The organism is Tomitella gaofuii (assembly GCF_014126825.1).
GTDB lineage: Bacteria > Actinomycetota > Actinomycetes > Mycobacteriales > Mycobacteriaceae > Tomitella > Tomitella gaofuii.
In genome coordinates this window covers 3,816,502-3,835,583 of the sequence record NZ_CP059900.1, presented here as the reverse complement: position 1 = coordinate 3,835,583, position 19,082 = coordinate 3,816,502, and the positions used below count along the sequence as shown (strand labels likewise).

General features: G+C 70.9%; 17 protein-coding genes and 1 tRNA gene. 11 read left to right on the top strand and 7 right to left on the bottom strand.

Translation table 11 applies throughout. The annotated features are described in order from the left end of the window. Positions 1-51: 51 nt before the first annotated feature. From H4F70_RS17790 to H4F70_RS17775, 4 genes are all read right to left on the bottom strand, one after another. Positions 52-1,305, bottom strand: a complete 1,254-nt coding sequence (locus H4F70_RS17790) for a phosphatase PAP2 family protein (RefSeq protein ID WP_182358177.1) — start codon at positions 1,303-1,305, stop codon at positions 52-54. A gap of 51 nt (positions 1,306-1,356) precedes the next feature. Next, a complete protein-coding gene (locus H4F70_RS17785; protein ID WP_182358176.1) occupies positions 1,357-2,226 on the bottom strand; it encodes an aldo/keto reductase in 870 nt (289 codons plus the stop codon). 82 nt (positions 2,227-2,308) lie between these two features. Then, positions 2,309-3,931 (bottom strand): AMP-binding protein, encoded by a 1,623-nt coding sequence (locus H4F70_RS17780; RefSeq protein ID WP_182360505.1) that lies wholly within the window; start codon positions 3,929-3,931, stop codon positions 2,309-2,311. A 240-nt stretch (positions 3,932-4,171) separates the two neighbouring features. After that, on the bottom strand, positions 4,172-5,941 hold the full coding sequence (locus H4F70_RS17775; protein WP_182358175.1) for a sulfatase family protein: 1,770 nt from the start codon (positions 5,939-5,941) through the stop codon (positions 4,172-4,174). 306 nt (positions 5,942-6,247) lie between these two features. On the opposite strand from H4F70_RS17775, the gene H4F70_RS17770 reads away from it, so the two are divergent. The 3 genes from H4F70_RS17770 (at position 6,248) to H4F70_RS17760 (ending at position 7,758) form a co-directional block, all read left to right on the top strand. After that, the gene (locus H4F70_RS17770; protein WP_182358174.1) at positions 6,248-6,403 is read left to right on the top strand and encodes a hypothetical protein; all 156 of its coding nucleotides are present in this window, start codon (positions 6,248-6,250) and stop codon (positions 6,401-6,403) included. Between the two features lie 258 nt (positions 6,404-6,661). Continuing rightward, complete coding sequence (locus H4F70_RS17765; protein ID WP_235681200.1) at positions 6,662-7,174, top strand: hypothetical protein; 513 nt, start codon at positions 6,662-6,664, stop codon at positions 7,172-7,174. Next, positions 7,171-7,758, top strand: a complete 588-nt coding sequence (locus H4F70_RS17760) for a hypothetical protein (RefSeq protein WP_182358173.1) — start codon at positions 7,171-7,173, stop codon at positions 7,756-7,758. The genes H4F70_RS17765 and H4F70_RS17760 overlap by 4 nt, the downstream gene beginning before the upstream one ends. A 98-nt stretch (positions 7,759-7,856) precedes the next feature. Here H4F70_RS17760 and H4F70_RS17755 read toward each other — a convergent pair. Beyond that, positions 7,857-7,927 (bottom strand) — tRNA-Gly (locus tag H4F70_RS17755). A 135-nt stretch (positions 7,928-8,062) separates the two neighbouring features. On the opposite strand from H4F70_RS17755, the gene dcd reads away from it, so the two are divergent. Continuing rightward, positions 8,063-8,629, top strand: coding sequence for a dCTP deaminase (gene dcd / locus H4F70_RS17750; RefSeq protein ID WP_182346473.1), 567 nt, complete (start codon positions 8,063-8,065; stop codon positions 8,627-8,629). 243 nt (positions 8,630-8,872) lie between these two features. Then, positions 8,873-10,198, top strand: coding sequence for a hypothetical protein (locus tag H4F70_RS17745; RefSeq protein WP_182358172.1), 1,326 nt, complete (start codon positions 8,873-8,875; stop codon positions 10,196-10,198). Positions 10,199-10,236: 38 nt separating this feature from the next. Here the strand turns inward: H4F70_RS17745 and H4F70_RS17740 are convergent, their stop codons facing one another. Continuing rightward, the gene (locus H4F70_RS17740; protein WP_372497569.1) at positions 10,237-11,496 is read right to left on the bottom strand and encodes a pyridoxal phosphate-dependent aminotransferase; all 1,260 of its coding nucleotides are present in this window, start codon (positions 11,494-11,496) and stop codon (positions 10,237-10,239) included. Positions 11,497-11,772: 276 nt separating this feature from the next. On the opposite strand from H4F70_RS17740, the gene H4F70_RS17735 reads away from it, so the two are divergent. After that, a complete protein-coding gene (locus tag H4F70_RS17735) occupies positions 11,773-12,432 on the top strand; it encodes a DedA family protein (protein ID WP_182358171.1) in 660 nt (219 codons plus the stop codon). Positions 12,433-12,496: 64 nt separating this feature from the next. Continuing rightward, on the top strand, positions 12,497-14,116 hold the full coding sequence (locus H4F70_RS17730) for an alpha/beta hydrolase (protein ID WP_182360502.1): 1,620 nt from the start codon (positions 12,497-12,499) through the stop codon (positions 14,114-14,116). A 102-nt stretch (positions 14,117-14,218) separates the two neighbouring features. Here the strand turns inward: H4F70_RS17730 and H4F70_RS17725 are convergent, their stop codons facing one another. Beyond that, positions 14,219-14,938, bottom strand: a complete 720-nt coding sequence (locus tag H4F70_RS17725) for an SIMPL domain-containing protein (RefSeq protein ID WP_182358170.1) — start codon at positions 14,936-14,938, stop codon at positions 14,219-14,221. 284 nt (positions 14,939-15,222) lie between these two features. Here H4F70_RS17725 and H4F70_RS17720 point away from each other — a divergent pair, with 284 nt between their 5' ends. The 4 genes from H4F70_RS17720 (at position 15,223) to H4F70_RS17705 (ending at position 19,013) form a co-directional block, all read left to right on the top strand. Next, positions 15,223-16,194, top strand: coding sequence for an ATP-binding cassette domain-containing protein (locus tag H4F70_RS17720; protein WP_182358169.1), 972 nt, complete (start codon positions 15,223-15,225; stop codon positions 16,192-16,194). After that, on the top strand, positions 16,191-16,913 hold the full coding sequence (locus H4F70_RS17715; RefSeq protein ID WP_182358168.1) for a hypothetical protein: 723 nt from the start codon (positions 16,191-16,193) through the stop codon (positions 16,911-16,913). Before H4F70_RS17720 ends, H4F70_RS17715 begins: the two co-directional genes overlap by 4 nt. Before the next feature lie 88 nt (positions 16,914-17,001). Continuing rightward, positions 17,002-18,345, top strand: coding sequence for a sensor histidine kinase (locus H4F70_RS17710; protein WP_182358167.1), 1,344 nt, complete (start codon positions 17,002-17,004; stop codon positions 18,343-18,345). Next, positions 18,342-19,013, top strand: coding sequence for a response regulator transcription factor (locus H4F70_RS17705; RefSeq protein ID WP_182358166.1), 672 nt, complete (start codon positions 18,342-18,344; stop codon positions 19,011-19,013). The genes H4F70_RS17710 and H4F70_RS17705 overlap by 4 nt, the downstream gene beginning before the upstream one ends. Positions 19,014-19,082 lie beyond the last annotated feature (69 nt).

Here is a 19,082-nt window from a genome sequence, read left to right as displayed (position 1 = left end):
TGATGCTCCCAGTCTGCGGGCCGGCGCGGCGTCGCGCCTGAACTTCGAACGTCACCGCGTTTCAGCGCCGGTCACGCCCGCGCCGGTCCCTGCGGCGTCCGGACTCACGTCCGTCGGCGCCCGCCGCGCCCGCCACGCGCCGAGCCGCGCGTACACCTTGGGCCCGGTGCGGTCCCACCACCGGTCCACCGGCGGGCAGAGCCGCAGCACCGCCACTGCCAGCGCCCAGCCGATGAGGATGTCGAACACGTAGTGCTCGGCGGTGTAGACGAGGGCGAACGCCATGGTCAGCGCGTAGCCCGCCCACAGCGGCCGCCACCTTTTGCGCACGCGCGGCCACATGAACATGGCGATGAGCGCGGTGAGGCCCGCGTGCAGCGAGGGGATCGCCGCCACCATGTTGGAGTTCTTCTGCCCGGATTCGACCACTTTGCGGGCCGCCATCAGGTGCGTCGCGTCCCAGCCGCGGGTGGAGATGCGCTCGACGTACGGCTCGGCCCCGGGCTGGTGCGTGGTCATGGGGCCCAGCAGTCCGCCGTCGGGGGTGTCGGCCGGGTCGCTGAACATGCAGTCCGGGTTGGACGGGCCGTCCACCACCTGCTCGGCGGTGCACCGCGCCGCGGCCCACGGCGGTGCGGCGGGCACGAAAATGTAGCCGATCAGCGCGGCGAAGGAGATGGCGACGAACCGGATGACGTACTTGCGCCACGACGCCCTGTCGCGCACCCACAGGAACGCGGCCACCACGTAGGGGATGAGGAAGAACGACATGTAGACCGTGCTGGTGATGATCTCCCACCAGGGGATCTCGGCCGTCTTGAGCTGTTCCTGCAGCCACACCGTCGGGACGACGCCGCCGAACATCCACTTGTCCACGTCCACCGCGAGGTGCCAATGGGTGGGCAGCCCGATGATGATGGCCAGGTACCGGCTCAGGTCGTAGGCGGCCAGCAGCAGGGCGAACGGAAGCCAGTCGCGGATGACGCCCAGCAGGGGCCGGCGGCCGATGCTGACGGTGAGCAGCCCCAGGCAGATGAGGATCAGCAGGCGGTTGCGGTCGAAGGGGAACCCGAAGAACGTCAGCCACAGCACCACCACCACGGCCCACGCCGCGTAGCAGCTGCGGCGGATGCGGACCAGCTTGCGCCGGCGTTCGGAGCCCTCGTCGACAGCGACGTCGGGGGCGGAGCCGCCCATGGCAGCGTCGCCGGGCGCGGCGTCGCCGCGTGCTGCGGGGACCGGCGTGGTCGCGCCGGCCGTCTTCGCCCGTTCGACGTCCGGGTCGAGCTGAGTCACTCGACGCATCCTAAGCGACGCGCGGCCCGGACCCGCGTCCGACTCGCTGCCCGCACGTGCTTACGGCGCGCCGAGGTTCATCTCGTCCGGGTGCAGGCCCAGCCGGGTGCCGTCGTCGAGTGTGGCGATCCTCGTCAGGTCGTCGGCGGTGAGCGTGAAGCCGAACACGTCGAAGTTCTGGGCGATGCGCTCCGGGTGCACGGACTTGGGGATGACGATGAGGCCGTTGTCCAGGTGCCAGCGGATGAGCACCTGCGCGGGCGAGACGCCGTGTTCCTGCGCGATGGCGCCGATGGTGTCGTCGCCGAGCAGCGTGTTCGGTTTGGAATCGGGTCCCCACCCGGAGCGGGACGTGCCGCCCAGGGGGCTCCAGGATTCGACGGCGATCCCCAGTTTGGCGCATTCGGCGCGGATGTCCTTCTGCGTCAGGTGCGGGTTGAGCTCCACCTGGTCGACGGCGGGGAGCATGCCGCCGCGGTCGACGAGCAGCTGCAGGTGGTGCGGCTCGAAGTTGCACACGCCGACGGACTTGGCGCGGCCCGATTCGGCGATCTCCTCCATCGCGTCCCAGGTGCGCAGCAGCCGGTCGCGGTCCTGCAGCGGCCAGTGGATCAGGTAGAGGTCCACGTAGTCGACGCCCAGGCGCTGCAGGCTCGCATCGACGGCGGCGAGGGCCCGGTCGTGGCCGTGGTCGGCGTTCCACAGCTTGGTGGTGACGAAGACGTCCTCGCGCGGCACCGACGACGCGGCGAGCCCACGGCCCACCGCGTCCTCGTTGGCGTAGGCGGCCGCGGTGTCGATGTGCCGGTACCCGGCGTCCAGGGCGGCCCCCACGGCACGCTCGGCCTCCTCGTCGGACGCCTGCCAGACGCCCAGGCCCAGCTGCGGGATCGACGTTCCGGAATTGAGGGTGATCGCAGGAATGCTCATGGTCGCCAGCGTAGGCACGAACGGCGGGACGCGCCGCCGGTGCGGCGGACCCGCCGGTGCCGGCCCGGCGGGTCCGCAGCGGTCAGCTGCCGCGCACCTCGGTGGCGCGCTGCTTGCGCAGCAGGAACCGCTGGATCTTGCCGCTCGGCGTCTTCGGCAACTCGTCGACGAAGTGGATGACGCGCGGGTACGCGTGCGCGGCGAATCCCGTCTTGACGTGCTTCTGCAGCTCGTCGGTGAGCTCCTCGCCGCCGGCGATGCCCGCGCGGAGCACCACGTAGGCCTCGAGCACCTCGCCGCGCAGTTCGTCGGGGACGCCGATCACCGCCGATTCCGCGACGGCGGGATGTGTGGACAGCACGCTCTCCACGTCGAACGGGCCGATGCGGTATCCGGCCATGAGGATGACGTCGTCGTCGCGGGACGAGAAGTAGTAGTAGCCCTCGTCGTCGGTGCGGCCGGCGTCGCCGGTGAGGTACCAGCGGCCGTCGTCGGCGAAGCGCTCGGCGGTCTTCTCCGGCGCGTCGTGGTAGCTGCGGAACCACATCAGCGGGCTGGCGGGCACGTCGATGGCGACGCGGCCCACCTCGCCGGCGGGCAGCGCGTCGGTGGAATCCTCGGAGAGGACGGTCGCCGTCCACCCGGGGAGCGCGTGCCCCATGGAACCGTCGCGCAGTGGGCGCTGGATCGACTCGTGCCAGCCGTTGATGATCATCATGCCGTGCTCGGTCTGCCCGTAGTGGTCGCGCACGGGGACGCCGAAGATCTCCTGGGACCACTCGATGACCTCGGGGGTGAGCGGCTCGCCCGCCGACGACGCGCGCCGCAGCGGCAGGCTCGCGGGCAGCGCGTCGGCCTTGGCCCGCATGGACCGGTAGACGGTGGGCGCCGCGGCGAAGTTGGTGACCCCGAAGTGCTCGATGACCCTGGCGCTGAGCTCGGGGGAGAACCCCGACGACAGCAGCAGGCTGCGGCGTCCCAGTGTCAACGGCCCGAGGATCCCGTAGTAGAGGCCGTAGGCCCAGCCCGGGTCGGCGGCGTTCCAGAACACGTCCGACTCGCGGACGTCGAGTCCCAGCTGGACGTACTCGTGGAACGAGGCCAGCGAATACACCGGGACGGGCACGCCCTTGGGTTTGCCGGTGGTGCCGGAGGTGAAGATCATGACCAGCGGCGCGTCTGAGCCGGTGACGGCGGCGGGGCGGCCGGGCCGCTGCGCGTCGACGAGGGTGGACAGCGCCAGATCGCCGTCGCGGCCGACGGTGCCGGTGCCGCCGTCGGCGATGACGATCCGTGCACCGGCCGGGTCCTCGATCTTGGCGCGCTGCCCCGGGTCGGTGACGACGACCTTGGCGTCGCTGCCGCTCATGCGCAGCTCGATCGCGGGCCAGGCGAAGGCGGTGAACAACGGCACGTGGACGGCGCCGAGCCGCCAGATCGCCATCAGCGTGAACACGAGGTCGGCCGACTTGCCCATGAGCGTGGCGACCGCGTCGCCCGGCCCCACCCCCAGCTCGGCGAGAGCTGCGGCGCCCTGCTCGGACCGGGAGCGCAACTCGCCGAAGGTGATGTCCACGGAACCGAGCTCGGCGTCGATGACGGTGAAGGCCACGGAAGCGGGGTCGTGCCTGTCGCACAGCAGGTGCGCGGCGGAGACGTCCGGGCCGCTGTAACCGGCGATGAGGTCGTCGACGTAGGCGCCCAGGTCACTGCCGGGCTCCGGGACGCGGGTGTGCGGGGTGGCAGGGGTGTGCGGGGTGCCGGCGTCGGCCACGGGAAACCGCCTCTCTTCGCTATCGGATCACCCGTTTGGGTTAATCGCCGTTAACTGTAGTCCTCCGCGTTCGGTTTGTGTAGGGCGTCACGCTACGCGCGGACGCCGACAGAACCGGCGCCCGCGCGCGACGGCGTGGTCAGGACGTCATACGGCGCGGTCAGGCCGTGATCACGACACCGAGAGCGGCGGAAGGTCGGGCAGCACGGACCCGGGCGGCATCTCCGGCAGCGGCGGCACCGCAGGCATCCCGGCGGGCGTCGTGCCCTTCTCCGCCATGACGGCGACCAGCCTGGCGAGCATCTCGACGAACATGTCCGGCCGGAACTGGGCGGGGGCGAACGGGTCCGCCAGGTTCTTGAGCTCCAGCGGGTCGGCCGCCATGTCGTACATCTCGAACACCGGCGGCTCCTGCCATGCCGGGTCGAAGTACATCGAGAACTTGCGCGTCTGCTCGCGGATGGTGCGCAGGTGGTTCGGCTGCTGCACCGCCGTCTGGCCGTCGGGCTGGCCGATGTTGTCGTCGTCGAACGTGTAGTGGAGCACGTCCTGCACCGACGCGGTGGGCGACGCGGGGTTGGCCGCCGCGTCGTCGATGATCGGCGAGAGGTCGACGCCGTGGAAGTCGAAACCGCTGCGCGCCTCGGCGGGGACGTCGGCGATGGTCGCGAGCGTGGGCATGACGTCGATCAGGCTCGACAGCGCGCCGGTCGTCACCGCGGACGGGAACAGCCGCGGGTTGCTGACGACCAGCGGCACCAGCATCGTCTCCTCGTAGGCGTTGAACACCTTCTGCCGCATGCCGCCGTGCGACATGCCCATCTCGCCGTGGTCGGCCAGGCGGATGATGATGGTGTCGTCGCGCAGGCCGTTGGCCTCGACCGCGTCGATGACCGCCCCGATGTGCGCGTCCACCACCTTCTGCACGTACGCGTAGAAGTTGGCGTAGTTCAGCGCCCGGTCGTCGCCGATGAGCGGGCCCAGCCCGATCTGCGACGCCAGGTTGACCTGCGTCTGGGCGCGCGGCTTGTGGTTGAGCGCGAGGACCTCGCGGAAGGTCGGCGGCAGCTCGATGCCCATCTCGAAGCAGCCGGGCGCGGCATCGCGGTAGTTGGTGCCGCCGTCCGGCATCTCCTGGTCCCACGTCTGCGGGTAGGCGAGGATGTCGTGCGGGTTGGCGAAGCTGGCGATGAGGGCGAAGGGGCGGTCGGCGTCGTTCTGCACCGTGTTGAGGAACTCGACGGCCTCGTCCGCGTACTGCTGGTCGATGTTGGCGGTGCCGCCGCCGAAGTGCTCGGGCGCGATGTCCTGGCCGGCCTCGGGCGGCTGCCACCCGTGGAAACCGAAACCCTCGATGTCCTCGGTGGAGGGGTCGTAGCCGTCGGCGCCCTTGCTCATGTGCCACTTGCCCCGGTAGTGCACGTTGTATCCGGCGGCGGACAACAGGCGGGCCATGTTGGGGGTGTCCGGGGAGAGCACCGGTTCCTCCGGCGACAGCGTGCCGCCCGAGGTCAGCGTGCGGAACACCCCGTGCTGGGCGGGGAAGAGGCCGGTGAACAACGTGCTGCGGCTGGGTGAACACATCGTCGAGTTGCACGCGTTGTGGATGAATGACAGGCCGGTGTCGACGAGCCGCTGGCGTTGCGGGAGGTTCCTCGCCGCCCAGCCCTCGGGCCAGTAGATGGGCTGGCGTTCCTGGTCGGTCATGATGATGACGATGTTGGGGCGCTTACGCACCGCGCCGCCGCCGACTGCGGCGCCGGCGCTCGGCGTGGTCCCGGGGACCAGCGACGAGCCCAGGGTGGCCCCGGCGCCGGCGGCGAGCAGGAGCCCCGCGCCGCCGAGGAAGCTGCGACGTGGGAAGTCCGAACCGGAATGGGGTTCGTCGGCCTGAGAATGATCGGCCTGAGAGTGGTCGGGGTGGGGGAGATCGGGCGCCATCGAGGGCCTGCCTTCTGTGGGATGCGGCGCCGTGGCAAGGCCGGAGTCCAGCGGTGAATATCAGCCGGGGCGGCGGTCGGCCAGGGCATTGCCGCTGAGAATAGAGGGCGGACGACCTATTCGTATGCGGATTCGCAATAAGTTGAACGGAGTGCGTCGCGCGGTACCGCCACCGGCCCGGCCCTCGCATGCCGCGGTGCGCTTCGGCGCTGCGGAGAGCGCCCGGACCGTGCCCGGGGTCGGTGCCTTTCGCGGGCGGATGTTCCGTATCGTTCTATCCAGTCGCCGTGTCGGTGCTGTGAGGAGATGATGAGTGTGAACGCGGAAGAGCTGAAGGCCGAGCTGAACCCCTACGATCCGCCGTCGAAGACGCAGGCGTTCGTGTGGACCGGGATCATCGGCGTGCTGGTGGTCCTCGCGATCGTGCTGAGCGTGCTGTACGGCTGGGGGACGTTCGACTAGGACGTCGATGCTGCGGGGCGATCGGCCGGCGAGCCCGCGGCCGGTCGCCCGCGCGGGCCGGCCTGCCCGCCGCGGAGGCTCGCTGGGTGCCCCGCGGTTTCCGGGCTACGCCTCGCCCCGGTTCGCCGTCGCCCGATTCCGGCAGAAGATCCAGGCGACCGCACCCGCGAACGGTAGCGCCCACACGACGATCACGAACAGGATTCGCCGGGCGGTCCCGTCGACATGACCAACGGTGTGTGCAGGAAGGTCGGTCGCATGACGGAGGCGGGTCCGTGGGGTGACGACCGATTCGTGTGGCGCATTCCGCTGTCCGGTACGGCTTTCGGCCCGATGGACGGTCCCGGCGTCGATCCGCCTGTGACGTGGCGGTGCGCTCTCGACGCAGTGGCCCGCGACCTGCGCTGTCTGCGGTACGGGCGCGAACTGGATGTCGATGGGCTGATCTGGGAGCTCGCGGTCGACGGCGATTTCCGTGTGTGGGCCGGTTGGCGGGGCGGCCGGGGCGTGAGCGGGTTCAGCAATGGCTCGAACCTCACTGTCGACGCCGCATACGGGGAAGCCGCCGCCTGGATAGCCGAGGTCGTGCAGGACGACCTGGCGGGGTATGAGTTCGTGCAGTGGCCCAGCCGAGGGCGTCACCTGCTGACTCCCGGCGTGCGCGCGGGGGAACCGTTCTGGGTGGACCCGCACGGTGACGTCGCTGTCGCTCCCATCGGTGAACTCTGTAAGCATGCCGGTCGGCGACCCGGTGCAGAAGCGTCCACGTGAGCATCGCGCGGGTGGCGGATCTGACGCCGGCGCAGTGGATAGCGGACCGCGCCGAGGAGTGGGATCGGTTGGTCTCCCGAGGTCCGTTCTGCTTCGACAGGTACGCGCGCCTGCGGCTCATCCCGGACCCGAGTCGGGACGGGCAGCGCGAGAGCGAATCTCCGGTGAGTCCCGGTGCTCTGAGCGACGATGAGCAGATCGGTGTCGTGCTGTCGGAGCTGGCCAGCTTCACCTGCACGCCGGCCGACTGCTGTTTCCTCGTCTGGGAGGGTTGGCCCTGCTTCCATGCGGACGATCAGATGCCGAGGCTGGCGATTCCGAACCGGGACTACTTCCTCTTCCACGGCGCTGTCGCGGATGCGGAGACCTGGGACGGCCGGTTGAAGGCGTTGCTGGGCACCGTGGAGGCGCCGACGCCGGCGTTCGTCTGGCCGGCCGACCGCGCTTGGTGCGTCACGTGCGACATCGACTCGCACTTCGCCACGATAGGCGGATCAGCGGACGCGGTCGACGCGGTTCTGGCGCTCACGGAGGTGGACGTGGTCGACGACTTCCCAGGTGTGGAGCCGCCGCGGTACTGCTGACTTGTGAATGCTTTTCGGGCACGTCCGGGGCATGAAGGTCGGGTTCCGACCGCAGAGGGGGAGATCAGGCCGGGCGAAAACATGCCCTGACCAGTGAGAGCCGATGACGGGAATCGAACCCGCGTATTCAGCTTGGGAAGCTGATGTTCTACCATTGAACTACATCGGCATTGCGGCGAACTTGGCTGTGTGACCAGCGAAAACGTGTGAATCGCACTGCTGCGTTGCCTGCAGGGACAGACTCTAGCAGATTCCCCGCGGAGCCCGCCCATGCCGCCCCCCGGGACCCCGTTAGGCTGTGCTGGTGCTGCTCTCCGACCGCGACATACGCGCCGCACTCGACTCCGGCCGCCTCGGCATCGAGCCCTACGATGATGCGCTGGTGCAGCCGTCGAGTGTGGACGTGCGGCTGGACAAGTTCTTCCGGGTCTTCAACAACACCCGGTACACCCATATCGATCCGGCGCAGCAGCAAGACGAGTTGACCACGCTGGTGGCCCCGGGCGACGGCGAGCCGTTCGTCCTGCATCCGGGCGAGTTCGTGCTGGGCGCCACCATGGAGTGCTGCACCCTTCCCGACGACCTGGCCGGGCGCCTCGAGGGCAAGTCGAGCCTGGGCCGGCTGGGACTGCTGACGCATTCGACGGCCGGTTTCATCGACCCGGGCTTCTCCGGGCACATCACGCTGGAGCTCTCCAACGTCGCGAACCTGCCCATCACGCTGTGGCCGGGCATGAAGATCGGCCAGCTGTGCCTGCTGCGGCTGACCAGCCCGTCCGAAAGCCCCTACGGCAGTGCGTCCGTCGGCTCCAAGTACCAGGGTCAGCGGGGGCCCACGCCGTCGCGCGCGTACCTGAACTTCCGCCGCTGACAGTCCAGTGCCATGCCGCGGCCGCGCCCGGGCGACACGCCGACCAGTGTGAAGCCGGGGTTTTTCGCAACATCGACACGCCATATCATTGCAGCGCAAGTATGGTGGCGGTGGAATGGTTCGCGGCGTCGGAACTTCCGTGACCCGGACGTATCGGCAACCGGGTCCGGCCGTCGCGCGTGAACGCCCGCTTTGGACGGAAGGTCCGGGTTCGAGGAGGGCCCGGCGCGGAGGGAGGGCACAGTGAATCGCGCGGATCGTGAGTCCAACGGCCAGGCGCGCGCACCGGGTGAGGCGCGCATGAGCGCGATCCTCGGCGTCTGCATCAACGGCGACGACGTCCGCATGGCCCTCGCGGACGCCCCCATGTCCGGCGACCCGGCGGTGTACGGCGGGCGCGGCGTACGCAGGCGTTCGGTGGAGATGCTCGACGCGGCGCGGTTGCTCAAAGACGTCCCCTCCTACGGCACGCCGGAGGAGCAGGTGGCCTACGCCTTGCGGCCGCTGCTCGCCGGCCGTACGGGGCAGGGCGCGACGGCACCGCGTATCGACCGCACCATCCGGTCGGTCGTGTTCGCCTACCACGACGCGGACCAGGCCAAGCGCATCACGATGGGCACCGATGCCGCCGGACTCACCCACTGCAGCCTGATGCCCACACCCGTTGCGGCCCTGGCCGAGTTGATGGCGACCCGGCAGGTGGGCTTCGCCCGGCACGTCGCGGTGTGCAACGTGGACTCGTGGCGCTACAGCTGCGGCATCGTCGACGCCGACGGCGCGATGGTGGGGGAGATCCAGCGCATTTCCACCGACAAGCTCGCGGCAGCGGACGTGGACGTGCTCGAAGGCGTCGCGATGGTCGTCGACGCCGCGCAACAGCTCAGCGGCGTCATGGCGGACCTGGTGGTGCTAGTGGGCGAGCGCATCCACGAGCAGTTCGACGCCGAGGTGGTCGAACGCGAGCTGGGCCTGCCGGTGATCGTGCCCGGGGAGCCGGAATCGGTTGTGGCGCGCGGTGCTTCGCTACTGCCCAGCCGGGAGGTCGTCGGCGCGTCGGGGGCGGCCTCGGACGGGGACTGGGCGCCGGTGGCGGAGCGTTCGCGGCGGGGCCCGGACTGGACGTCGTCTGCCGCGGCCGCCGCGGGCATCGTGGGCCTGCTGTTGCTGGCGGGTCTCGCGGTCGGGGCCGTCGCGGCCAGCGGGGTGCTGGCCGGGGACGACACCGCGTCCGGCCCGGAATCGACCACACTGCCCACCTCGCCCGCCGCGCCCTCGCCCGCGTCGACGACGAAAGCGCCCGAGGTGCCTCCGCTGCCCCCGCCCGAGCCGGTGACCACCGAGGCGCCTGCGCCCCCGCCGCCGGTGACGCAGCAGGCGCCCGCACCTCCGCCGCCTCCCCCGGCCCCGGAGCCGCCCCCACCTCCGGTCACCGAGGAACAGCCTGCGGCGCCCCCTCCGCAGCAGCAGGCCCCTCAGCCGCCCGTGCAGCAGGCGCCCGCGCCGCCCCCGCCATTGGAGATCAACATTCCGGGGCTGCCGCCCATCGAGATACCGCTGCCCGGCGCCTGATCGGTTGCCGGACGGCAGCGGCGGGCGCGGCGCGCCGCCTACTGCGAGTAGCCCGCCAGGAAGTTGCCCAGCCGCTCGATGGCCACGGACAGGTCGCGGGCCCACGGCAGCGTGACGATCCGCAGGTGGTCCGGGTGCGGCCAGTTGAAGCCGGTGCCCTGGGTGACCAGGATCTTCTCGCTGGTGAGCAGGTCGTGCACCAGCTGCTCGTCGTCGTGGATCTCGTGCACCTCCGGGTCCAACCGGGGAAACACGTACAGCGCGCCCTTGGGCGCCACGCACGAGACGCCGGGGATGGCGTTGAGGCCGCTGACGGCCGCATCACGCTGTTCCAACAGCCGCCCGCCGGGCAGGATCAGGTCGTTGACGCTCTGATAGCCGCCCAGCGCCACCTGGATGGCGTGCTGCGCGGGCACGTTGGGGCACAGGCGCGTGGATGCCAGCAGGTTGATGCCCTCGAGGAACCCCGTCGCGTGCCCCTTGGGGCCGGTGACCGCCAGCCAGCCGGCACGGTACCCGGCCACGCGGTACGTCTTCGACAGGCCGTTGAACGTGAGGCACAGCATGTCCGGGGCCAGCGACGCCAGCGACGTGTGCTGGGCGCCGTCGTAGAGGATGCGGTCGTAGATCTCGTCCGCCAGCAGCAGCAGCCGGTGCTTGCGGGCCAGCTCGACGAGCTGCTCGAGCACCTCGCGCGAGTAGACGGCGCCGGTGGGGTTGTTGGGGTTGATCACCAGCAGCGCCTTGGTGCGCGGGGTGATCTTCGATTCCAGGTCCTCGATGTCCGGCTGCCAGCCGTTGTCCTCGTCGCACAGGTAGTGCACCGGGGTGCCCCCGGCCAGCGAGGTCATCGCCGTCCACAGCGGGTAGTCGGGGGCGGGGATCAGCACCTCGTCGCCGTCGTTGAGCAGCGCCTGCATCGTGATGGTGATGAGCTCCGAGACTCCGTTGCCCAGGAAGATGTCCTCCACGTCCAGGTGGGGGAAGCCGGGCTCCAGCTCGTAGCGGGTGACGATGGCCCGGCGGGCCGACAGGATGCCCTTGGACTCCGAATAACCCTGCGCGTAGGGGAGCGCGGCGATCATGTCGCGCATGATCACGTCCGGCGCGTCGAATCCGAACGTGGCCGGGTTGCCGATGTTGAGCTTGAGGATCCGGTGGCCCTCGGCCTCCATGCGCGCGGCGTGGGCGTGCACCGGTCCGCGGATCTCGTAGAGGACGTTCTGGAGCTTCTGCGACTGCTCCAGGGCGCGGTGTGCCGGGTAGTCCAGGGGTGCAGGCGTGGACTCGGGGCGCACATTGTCTGAGATGCTCACGCGACCATCGTGCCACTGCGGCGCGTCCGGGGTGCGGCGCGGGCGGGCAGTGTGGCGGGTGCCTCGCCGGCGGGGGACGCGGCTCCCGCTGACAGGGACCGCCCGCCCCGTTGTCGGCCGTGCGTCCAATCCCGCGTGCGAGGCTGTATTCTCACAGGTCGGAATTCTCCTACGCCGCGCACGCACCCGGCCTGCCACGGCGGGAGAGCGATGGCGCCTCCACGCCCGGGGGCGGCGGACGATCGGCGGGCGGCCACCATGACCGAGGTATTCGAGCAGCTGTTGACGCTGAACGGTGCCGTGGTCTACGCCATCGTCGGGGCCCTGGTGTTCGCCGAGGTCGCGCTGCTCGTCGGTTTCGTCGTGCCCGGGGAGACCGCGGCGATCGTGGGCGGAGTGCTCGCCAGCCTCGGGCACGCGGAACTGTGGCCGATGGCGGCCGTGGTCATCGGGTCGGCGGTGCTGGGCGACCTCACCGGCTTCGGGGTGGGCCACCTGCTGGGCGACCGCATGGCGGGCCGGCCGATGTCGCCGCGCCGGCGTCGCAGGCGGGAGCAGACCCAGGCGCTGATCGCCCGGCGCGGGCCGCTCGCGGTGTTCGTCGGCCGCTACATCGCCTTCGTGCGCACACTGATGCCCACGCTGGCCGGCGCATCGGGGATGCGCTTGCGCCCCTTCCTGCTCGCCGACGTCGCCGCCGCGCTCACCTGGGGCGCGGCCAACGTGGCCATCGGCTACGTGGTGGGCCGCTCCTACAAGGAGGTGGTGCGGTGGCTGGGCGCCGGATCGGCGGTGGTGCTGACGGTGGTGGTGATCGCGGCCGCGGCGGTGTGGCTCCTCCGGCGCCGGCGGCGCGCGGCGGGTGCCGGTACCGCCCGTGCCCCGGTGGACAGTCCAGAATCATCATGTGACCACTGAGCAGAGCACCGCATCGCACGACGCGCCGGACTCGCCCGACGACACCGCACCGCGGTCGGCCGGGATGTTCGCGCGCGCCCCCTACCTGGGCCTCGTCGGCGCGCTGCTGTTCTTCTGGGCGTCCCTCACCCCGACCCTCCTCCCGCGTGGGCCGGTGTTCCAGGGCGCCGTGTCCGGCGGCTCGGCGGTCATCGGCTACGGCATCGGCATCCTCGTCGCCCTGTTCCTGCGGTGGCTGCTGGAGTGGGAGCCGCCGCGGCTGGTGCAGCGGGTGGCGCGCTGGGTGCTCACGGTGGTCGCCGTGGCGGGGACCGTGGCGATGCTCGTGTGGTTCGCGCACTGGCAGTCGCAGCTGCGCACCATCATGTCCGCGGACCCGCTGCGCTGGTGGGCGTACCCGTTGACGCTCGTGATCGCGGTGATCGTGTGGGCGGTGATCATCGCGGTGTGCCGCGGATTCCGGTGGCTCGCGCGCCTGCTCACCCGTCTGGGCCGCGGGTTCCTGCCCCGCCGCGTCGCCGCCGTGGCGGGCGTCGTGCTGGCCGGCTGGCTGGTGGTGACCCTGGCCAACGGTGTGCTGGCGAACTGGCTCATGTCCGGGCTCAACTCCAGCTTCAGCGCCATCAACGACGAGACCGAGGCGGACAGCGCCCCGCCGGACACGCCGTTGCGCTCCGGCAGCGCCGCGTCGCTGGTCACCTGGGACTCGCTGGGCAGGCTGGGCCGGCGGTTCGTCTCCGACGGGCCGACGGTCGAACAGATCGCGCAGTTCACCGGCCGCCCCGCCATCGAACCGATCCGCGTCTACGCGGGGCTGGCATCCACGGACGGCGGCGTCGTCGAGCGCGCACAGCGCGTGGTGGACGAGCTCGAGCGCACCGGGGCGTTGGACCGGAAGGTGATCGCGGTCGCGAACACCACGGGCAGCGGCTGGATCAACGAAGCGTCTGCGACGTCGCTGGAGTACATGTTCGGCGGCGACACGGCCATCGCCAGCATGCAGTATTCGTACCTGCCGAGCTGGCTGTCGTTCATCGCCGACCAGAGCCGCGCCCGGCAGGCCGGCCAGGCGCTGTTCCGCGCGGTCGCGGCCGAGGTGCAGTCGCTCCCCGAGGACCAGCGTCCGCGGCTGGTGACCTTCGGCGAGAGCCTCGGCTCGTTCTCCGGCGAGTCGGCGTTCTCCGGCGACCTCGACCTGGCCTCGCAGACCGACGGCGCGCTGTTCGTGGGGCCCACCAGCAACAACGAGCTGTGGCGCCGGTTCACCGCCCAGCGTGACGAGGGTTCGCCGGAATGGCTGCCGATCTATCGCGAGGGCATGACCGTCCGCTTCATCTCCGACGCGGAGGACCTGCAGCGCCCCGACACCCCATGGGAGGGGACGCGGGTGGTGTATCTGCAGCACGCCTCCGACCCCATCACCTGGTGGAACCCGGACACGCTGCTGTCCGAGCCGGACTGGCTCGACGAGCCGCGCGGCGACGCGGTCCTGCCGTCCACCCAGTGGTATCCGATCATCACGTTCCTGCAGCTCAGCGCAGACATGGCCGTGGGAACCAACGTGCCGGACGGTTTCGGTCACACGTTCGTCGCCGACTACGCGGACGCCTGGGCCGCCATCCTCCAGCTGCCGCAGTGGACCGACGACGACACCCGCCGGCTGCGGAAGGTGCTGGCGGAGTAGGGGGCGGTCCCGCAGCGCCTACTCAGCAGTACAGGTACGCCAGGGGGCCTGAAATGTGCTCGGACTGCTGAGTAGGTTCGCCCGGGACTGGAGGGGCGCGGTTCAGCCGATGTCGTAGACCACGTCCACCTTCACCGTCACATCCTGCGAGCCGGGTTCCACTGGGGTGGCGGCCGCGGCCCTGTCGGCCAGCCCGAGCGGCTGCGGCGGGCCGGACTGCGCGGCCACCTCGGCGATGGACCGGACGCCGCCCAGGTCCACGCCGGCCGCCTCGGCGATCTGCTTCGCCTGATCCTGCGCCTGGGTGACGGCTTCGGCGCGGGCCTGGGCGCGCAGATCGCTGTCGTCGGAGATCGAGAAGCTGGTCTGCCGCACGCGGATCGCGTCGCCCGCGGCGCCGGCCGCCGCGTCGATGAGCGGGCCCGCCTTGCTGATGTCGTGCACCGTGGCCGTGACCTCGTTGGTCACCTGGTATCCGGTGATCTGCTGGTCGGGGCCGTGCTGCGGGTGCAGGTTCAGGTTGCTGGTCTTGATGTCTTCCTCCGCGATGCCCTTGCCCTTGAGCAGGTCGATCACGGCGTTCGCCTTGTCCGCGTTGTCGGTGAGCGCGGCGTTGGCGGATGCGGCCTGCGTCTGCACGGCCAGTACCACCGTCACGGTGTCGGGGGTGCCGGAGACGGTGCCGGTGGCCTGGGTGCTGATGCCGGGGGCGGCGTCTGAAGCGGCAGATGGCGCGGTGTCGGGCGAGCTCGAGCAGCCGGCGGCGAGCAGTGCGGCGGCCGCGGCGAGGGCACAGGCGAGGGACCGGGAACGAGTACGCATTGCTCCATCGTGGCTGATGCTGCGCGGGTCCGCGCGGTATCCCGGGTGGGGCGGACTCGACTCTCCTGCCGATCAAGTAGAAAATGCACGCCCGCGGGCCCGATGGTGCAGTTTCTACTTGGTCGGCGGGGGCGAGATGCGTGCGGCGGCCGTCCCACCGGGGTAGGACGGCCGCCGCGTCAAATTCCCCCTGCGCTCCGACGCGCTCGCGGGGCACCGGCGACAAGGTGGAGTGCATACCGCCCGGCGACGTCCGCCGGGACCGAACGACGGAGGTGTGCGCGATGATCGCAGTGGAGGGGCTCTCCCGCCGGTACGGGGAGAACATGGCCGTGGACTCGCTGAGCTTCACCGCGGGGGACGGACTGGTCACCGGATTCGTCGGCCCCAACGGCGCGGGCAAGTCCACGACGCTGCGGATCCTCCTGGGGCTCGAGCGTCCCGACAGCGGCATCGCCCACATCGATTGCCGCCCCTACGGCGCGCTTGACAGGCCGATGAGCAGGGTCGGGGCGCTTCTCGACGCCGGGTGGGTGCATCCGGGCCGCAGCGCCCGCGCCCACCTGCGCTGGCTGTCGCAGGTGGGCCGGATCGATGCGGATCGGGCGGACGCGGTGCTGACCCGGGTGGGGCTCGACGAGGTCGCGGACCGGCGGGTGGGCGGCTTCTCGCTGGGAATGCGGCAACGGCTGGGTCTGGCGGGTGCGCTGCTCGGGGAACCCGCGCACCTGGTGCTCGACGAACCGCTCAACGGGCTCGACCCGGACGGCGTGCACTGGATGCGCCGTTTCATCCGCCACTACGCCGAGTGCGGGAACACGGTGCTCGTGTCCAGCCATCTGCTGTCCGAAATGTCCCTTACGGCGGATCGTCTCGTCGTCATAGGACGCGGCAGCCTCATCGGGCAGTACGACACCGACGAGTTCGTGCGGTCCATGAGCGCGACCTCGATCCGCGTCCGCGTGGACCGGCCGGAGGTGCTGCATGCCGCAGCCTGCACTCGGGGATGGGCGGTGGAGGCGACCGCGGCGGGGGCGCTCGCGCTGTCGGATCCGGCCGGCGGCCTGGAAGCGTCATCGGTGGGCCGGGTCTGCTTCGCGGCGGGGCTGCGGGTCGATGAGCTCACCGAGGTCCGCGGCTCGTTGGAGGACGCATTCCTCGCGGCCACCGGCGATGTTCTCGACTACCGCAGTCCGGAAGCCGGGAACGCGGTGGGCGCCCCGCCGGCCGGGGCGCGGACGGAGGCGGCAGGATGATCGCCAACGTGCACGGCGAATGGACGAAGACGATCACCACTCGCGCTCCGTTGGCGACCGCGCTGCTGGCGTTCGCCGCTCTCGCCGGCGTGGGTGTCGTGCGGACCCTCACCGCCGACGGAACGTTGACGGCGACACAGTTGTTGGAGGGCGCCAGCACCGGCCTGCTCGTCGTGCTGGCGTTGGGCACTGTCGCGGCGACAGCCGAACACACCCACGGGACGTATGCGATGACGCTTCTCGCCGATGCGGGCACGGTGCGCTTCTTCCTTGCAAAGTCCTGTGTGCTGGCCGGGATATGCGCTGGCGCAGCGGCACTGGGTGCGACGGTGCTGTCCCTCGTCGGGGCGGCGGCGCCGAACGTCGAGTTCGAATGGGCGGCGGCCGATATCCGGCCGGTCTGGGTCGTGGTGCCGCTGTGGGCGCTGTGCGGGGTGATCGGCGTCGCGGTCGGCACTCTGGTGCGGCGTACGGCCCCCGCCGTGGCGCTCGTCGTCCTGTGGCCGGCTGCGCTGGAACCGTTGGCGGCGGGGATTCCCGGCATCGGGGAGAGGATCGCTCCGTGGCTCCCGTTCCGCAATGCGGTCGAGCTTTATCAGCCGGGGTCGCTTCCTGCGGATCTCGCGCATGGGCCGTGGACCGCGTTCGCGGTGGTCGCCGTATTCACCGCCGTACTCGCCGCGGCCGCGGCGAGCGTGGATGCGCTGCGGAACGGGTGAGCACGCCGCAGCCCGGCGGAATGCGGTGCCAGGAGCGCGATGACGGCAACGCCTCGGCCTGGGGATTCCGCATTATCCTGAGGAAGCGATGACAGCGATGCCCCTGGACCCCGACACCGCGACCGGGCGCCGCCGCATGCTTGCGGTCGACGCAGTGCTCGCCGCGGTGCTGCTGATCGCCACGCTTTTCCTCACCGGGGCGCAACAGCCGAGCACCGGGGGAAACGTCGCGATGGTGCTGGCGTCGTGCGCGGTGGGCGCGTTGGCTCTGCGTCGTCTCCGGCCAGATGCGACGGCCGCCGTCATCGGCGTCTGCGGGGCCGCCGTGCTGGCGTTGTACCTGGCGGAGGCGGACGGATCGGCGACCAACGAGTACAGCGGCGCCGTGCAGGGGATGCTGCTGGCGACGTTCGCGGGACTGTATGCGGTCTCCGCGTACGGGAGCCCGCGCACGGCGCTCGCCGCGCTCGGCGTCGCATTGGTCGGCGGCCTGACCTTCACGGTGACATCCGTACAAGCCGACGAGGACCGGATCCGGCTCATCACGATGAACGTCGTGGTCGTCGCGGTCCTCCTCACCGGGGTCTGGTCGATGGGGCGCGTACGGCGCGGCAGGCTGCGGGAGATCCGGATCCTCGCCGAACGCAACCTGGCGTTGCAGGCGGAGAAGGACGTGTCGGAGGAACGCGCGGCGGCGGCGGAACGCAACCGGATCGCCCGCGAGATGCACGACATCATCGCGCACTCGTTGTCCGCGGTCATCGCCCAGGCGGACGGGGGACGTTATGCGGCCGTCGCGGATCCGGAGGCGGGCCGGCGAGCTCTGGAGGTCGTCGCAGCGACGTCCCGCGACGCACTGTCCGACATGCGCGGCCTCCTCGGCGTGCTGCGCGGTGACGGGTCGGACGACGGCCGCGCGCCGCTGGGGGTGCACGACATTCCGGCGCTCGTCGACGCCGAACGCGTTCACAGGGCCGACGTGGCGCTCACCGGGGTCGGGGATCTCGGGCACCTGCCGCCCTCGCTGGGACTGGCGGTGTATCGGATCGTGCAGGAGGCGCTCACGAATGCGCGACTGCACGGAGCACCCGGCAACAGGACCCGGGTCTCCGTGTCGAGGGAGGGCGGGCTCCTCACTGCGACCGTCGAGGACACGGCACCGGCGGGGTGGGCGCCGCGGACGTCGCCGATCCCGCACGGCGGGCGCGGCATCCTGGGCATGCGGGAGCGTGCCGCAATCCATGGCGGCACGCTCGAGGTGCGCAGGACGCCCGACGGTTTCCGGGTGACAGCGGTGATACCGATCCCGGAAGGGCATGTTGCGCGCCCGGGATCCGCCGCCGCTGTCGGTGTGGAAGGAGTCGGCGTGGAGGACACAGTGGATGGCGCGGGCGGCATCCGGGCCGAGACGCGAAGGCCGGAGGGGCGATGACGATCAGGGTGGCGGTGGTCGACGACCAGCAGCTGGTGCGCGCGGGCTTCGCGATGGTCATCGACTCCCAGCCGGACATGGCGGTGGGGTGGCAGGCGGGCGACGGGCAGGAAGCGCTGGGCCGGTTGTCCGCGGATCCCGTGGACATCGTGATCATGGACGTGCAAATGCCGGGGCTCGACGGCATCGAGGCCACGCGGCGGGCGCTCGCCGCGGATCCGGCGCCCCGCGTCATCGTCCTGACGACCTTCGACATCGACCGGTACGTGCTCGATGCGATCGCGGCCGGGGCGTCGGGGTTTCTCCTCAAGGACACCGATCCTGAGCAACTGCTGGCGTCGATCCGCACTGTTGCGGACGGTGATGCGACGCTGTCCGCGCGCTCCACACGCAGGCTCCTCGACCACGTACGACGGGGGCTCGGCACGGGTTCCGCACCGGAGCCGGCGCTGGTGGAGGGTCTGACCGCGAGGGAGGCCGAGTTCCTGCGCCACATGGCGTTGGGGCTCAACAACGGCGAGCTGGCGGAAAGGCTGTTCGTCTCCGAGGCCACCGTGAAGACGCACGTGGGCCGGATCCTCGCCAAGACCGGGAGCAGGGACCGGGTGCAGGCGGTGCTCACCGCGTTCCGTGCGGGGCTGGTGACGGCGGCGGACCTGCGGGGCTGAGGCCGCCGAAACGACGGATCCCCGCCGCGGACCTGTGCGGTCCGGCGACGGGGATCCGGTCGTGCTGCT

Coding starts and splice junctions, on each gene's coding strand:
- H4F70_RS17710 (WP_182358167.1), top strand. CDS start 17,002: ATGACAGCGATGCCCCTGGACCCCGACACCGCGACCGGGCGCCGCCGC.
- H4F70_RS17790 (WP_182358177.1), bottom strand. CDS start 1,305: ATGCGTCGAGTGACTCAGCTCGACCCGGACGTCGAACGGGCGAAGACG.
- H4F70_RS17735 (WP_182358171.1), top strand. CDS start 11,773: ATGACCGAGGTATTCGAGCAGCTGTTGACGCTGAACGGTGCCGTGGTC.
- H4F70_RS17730 (WP_182360502.1), top strand. CDS start 12,497: ATGTTCGCGCGCGCCCCCTACCTGGGCCTCGTCGGCGCGCTGCTGTTC.
- H4F70_RS17765 (WP_235681200.1), top strand. CDS start 6,662: ATGACGGAGGCGGGTCCGTGGGGTGACGACCGATTCGTGTGGCGCATT.
- H4F70_RS17725 (WP_182358170.1), bottom strand. CDS start 14,938: ATGCGTACTCGTTCCCGGTCCCTCGCCTGTGCCCTCGCCGCGGCCGCC.
- H4F70_RS17770 (WP_182358174.1), top strand. CDS start 6,248: ATGATGAGTGTGAACGCGGAAGAGCTGAAGGCCGAGCTGAACCCCTAC.
- H4F70_RS17715 (WP_182358168.1), top strand. CDS start 16,191: ATGATCGCCAACGTGCACGGCGAATGGACGAAGACGATCACCACTCGC.
- H4F70_RS17775 (WP_182358175.1), bottom strand. CDS start 5,941: ATGGCGCCCGATCTCCCCCACCCCGACCACTCTCAGGCCGATCATTCT.
- H4F70_RS17720 (WP_182358169.1), top strand. CDS start 15,223: ATGATCGCAGTGGAGGGGCTCTCCCGCCGGTACGGGGAGAACATGGCC.
- H4F70_RS17785 (WP_182358176.1), bottom strand. CDS start 2,226: ATGAGCATTCCTGCGATCACCCTCAATTCCGGAACGTCGATCCCGCAG.
- H4F70_RS17705 (WP_182358166.1), top strand. CDS start 18,342: ATGACGATCAGGGTGGCGGTGGTCGACGACCAGCAGCTGGTGCGCGCG.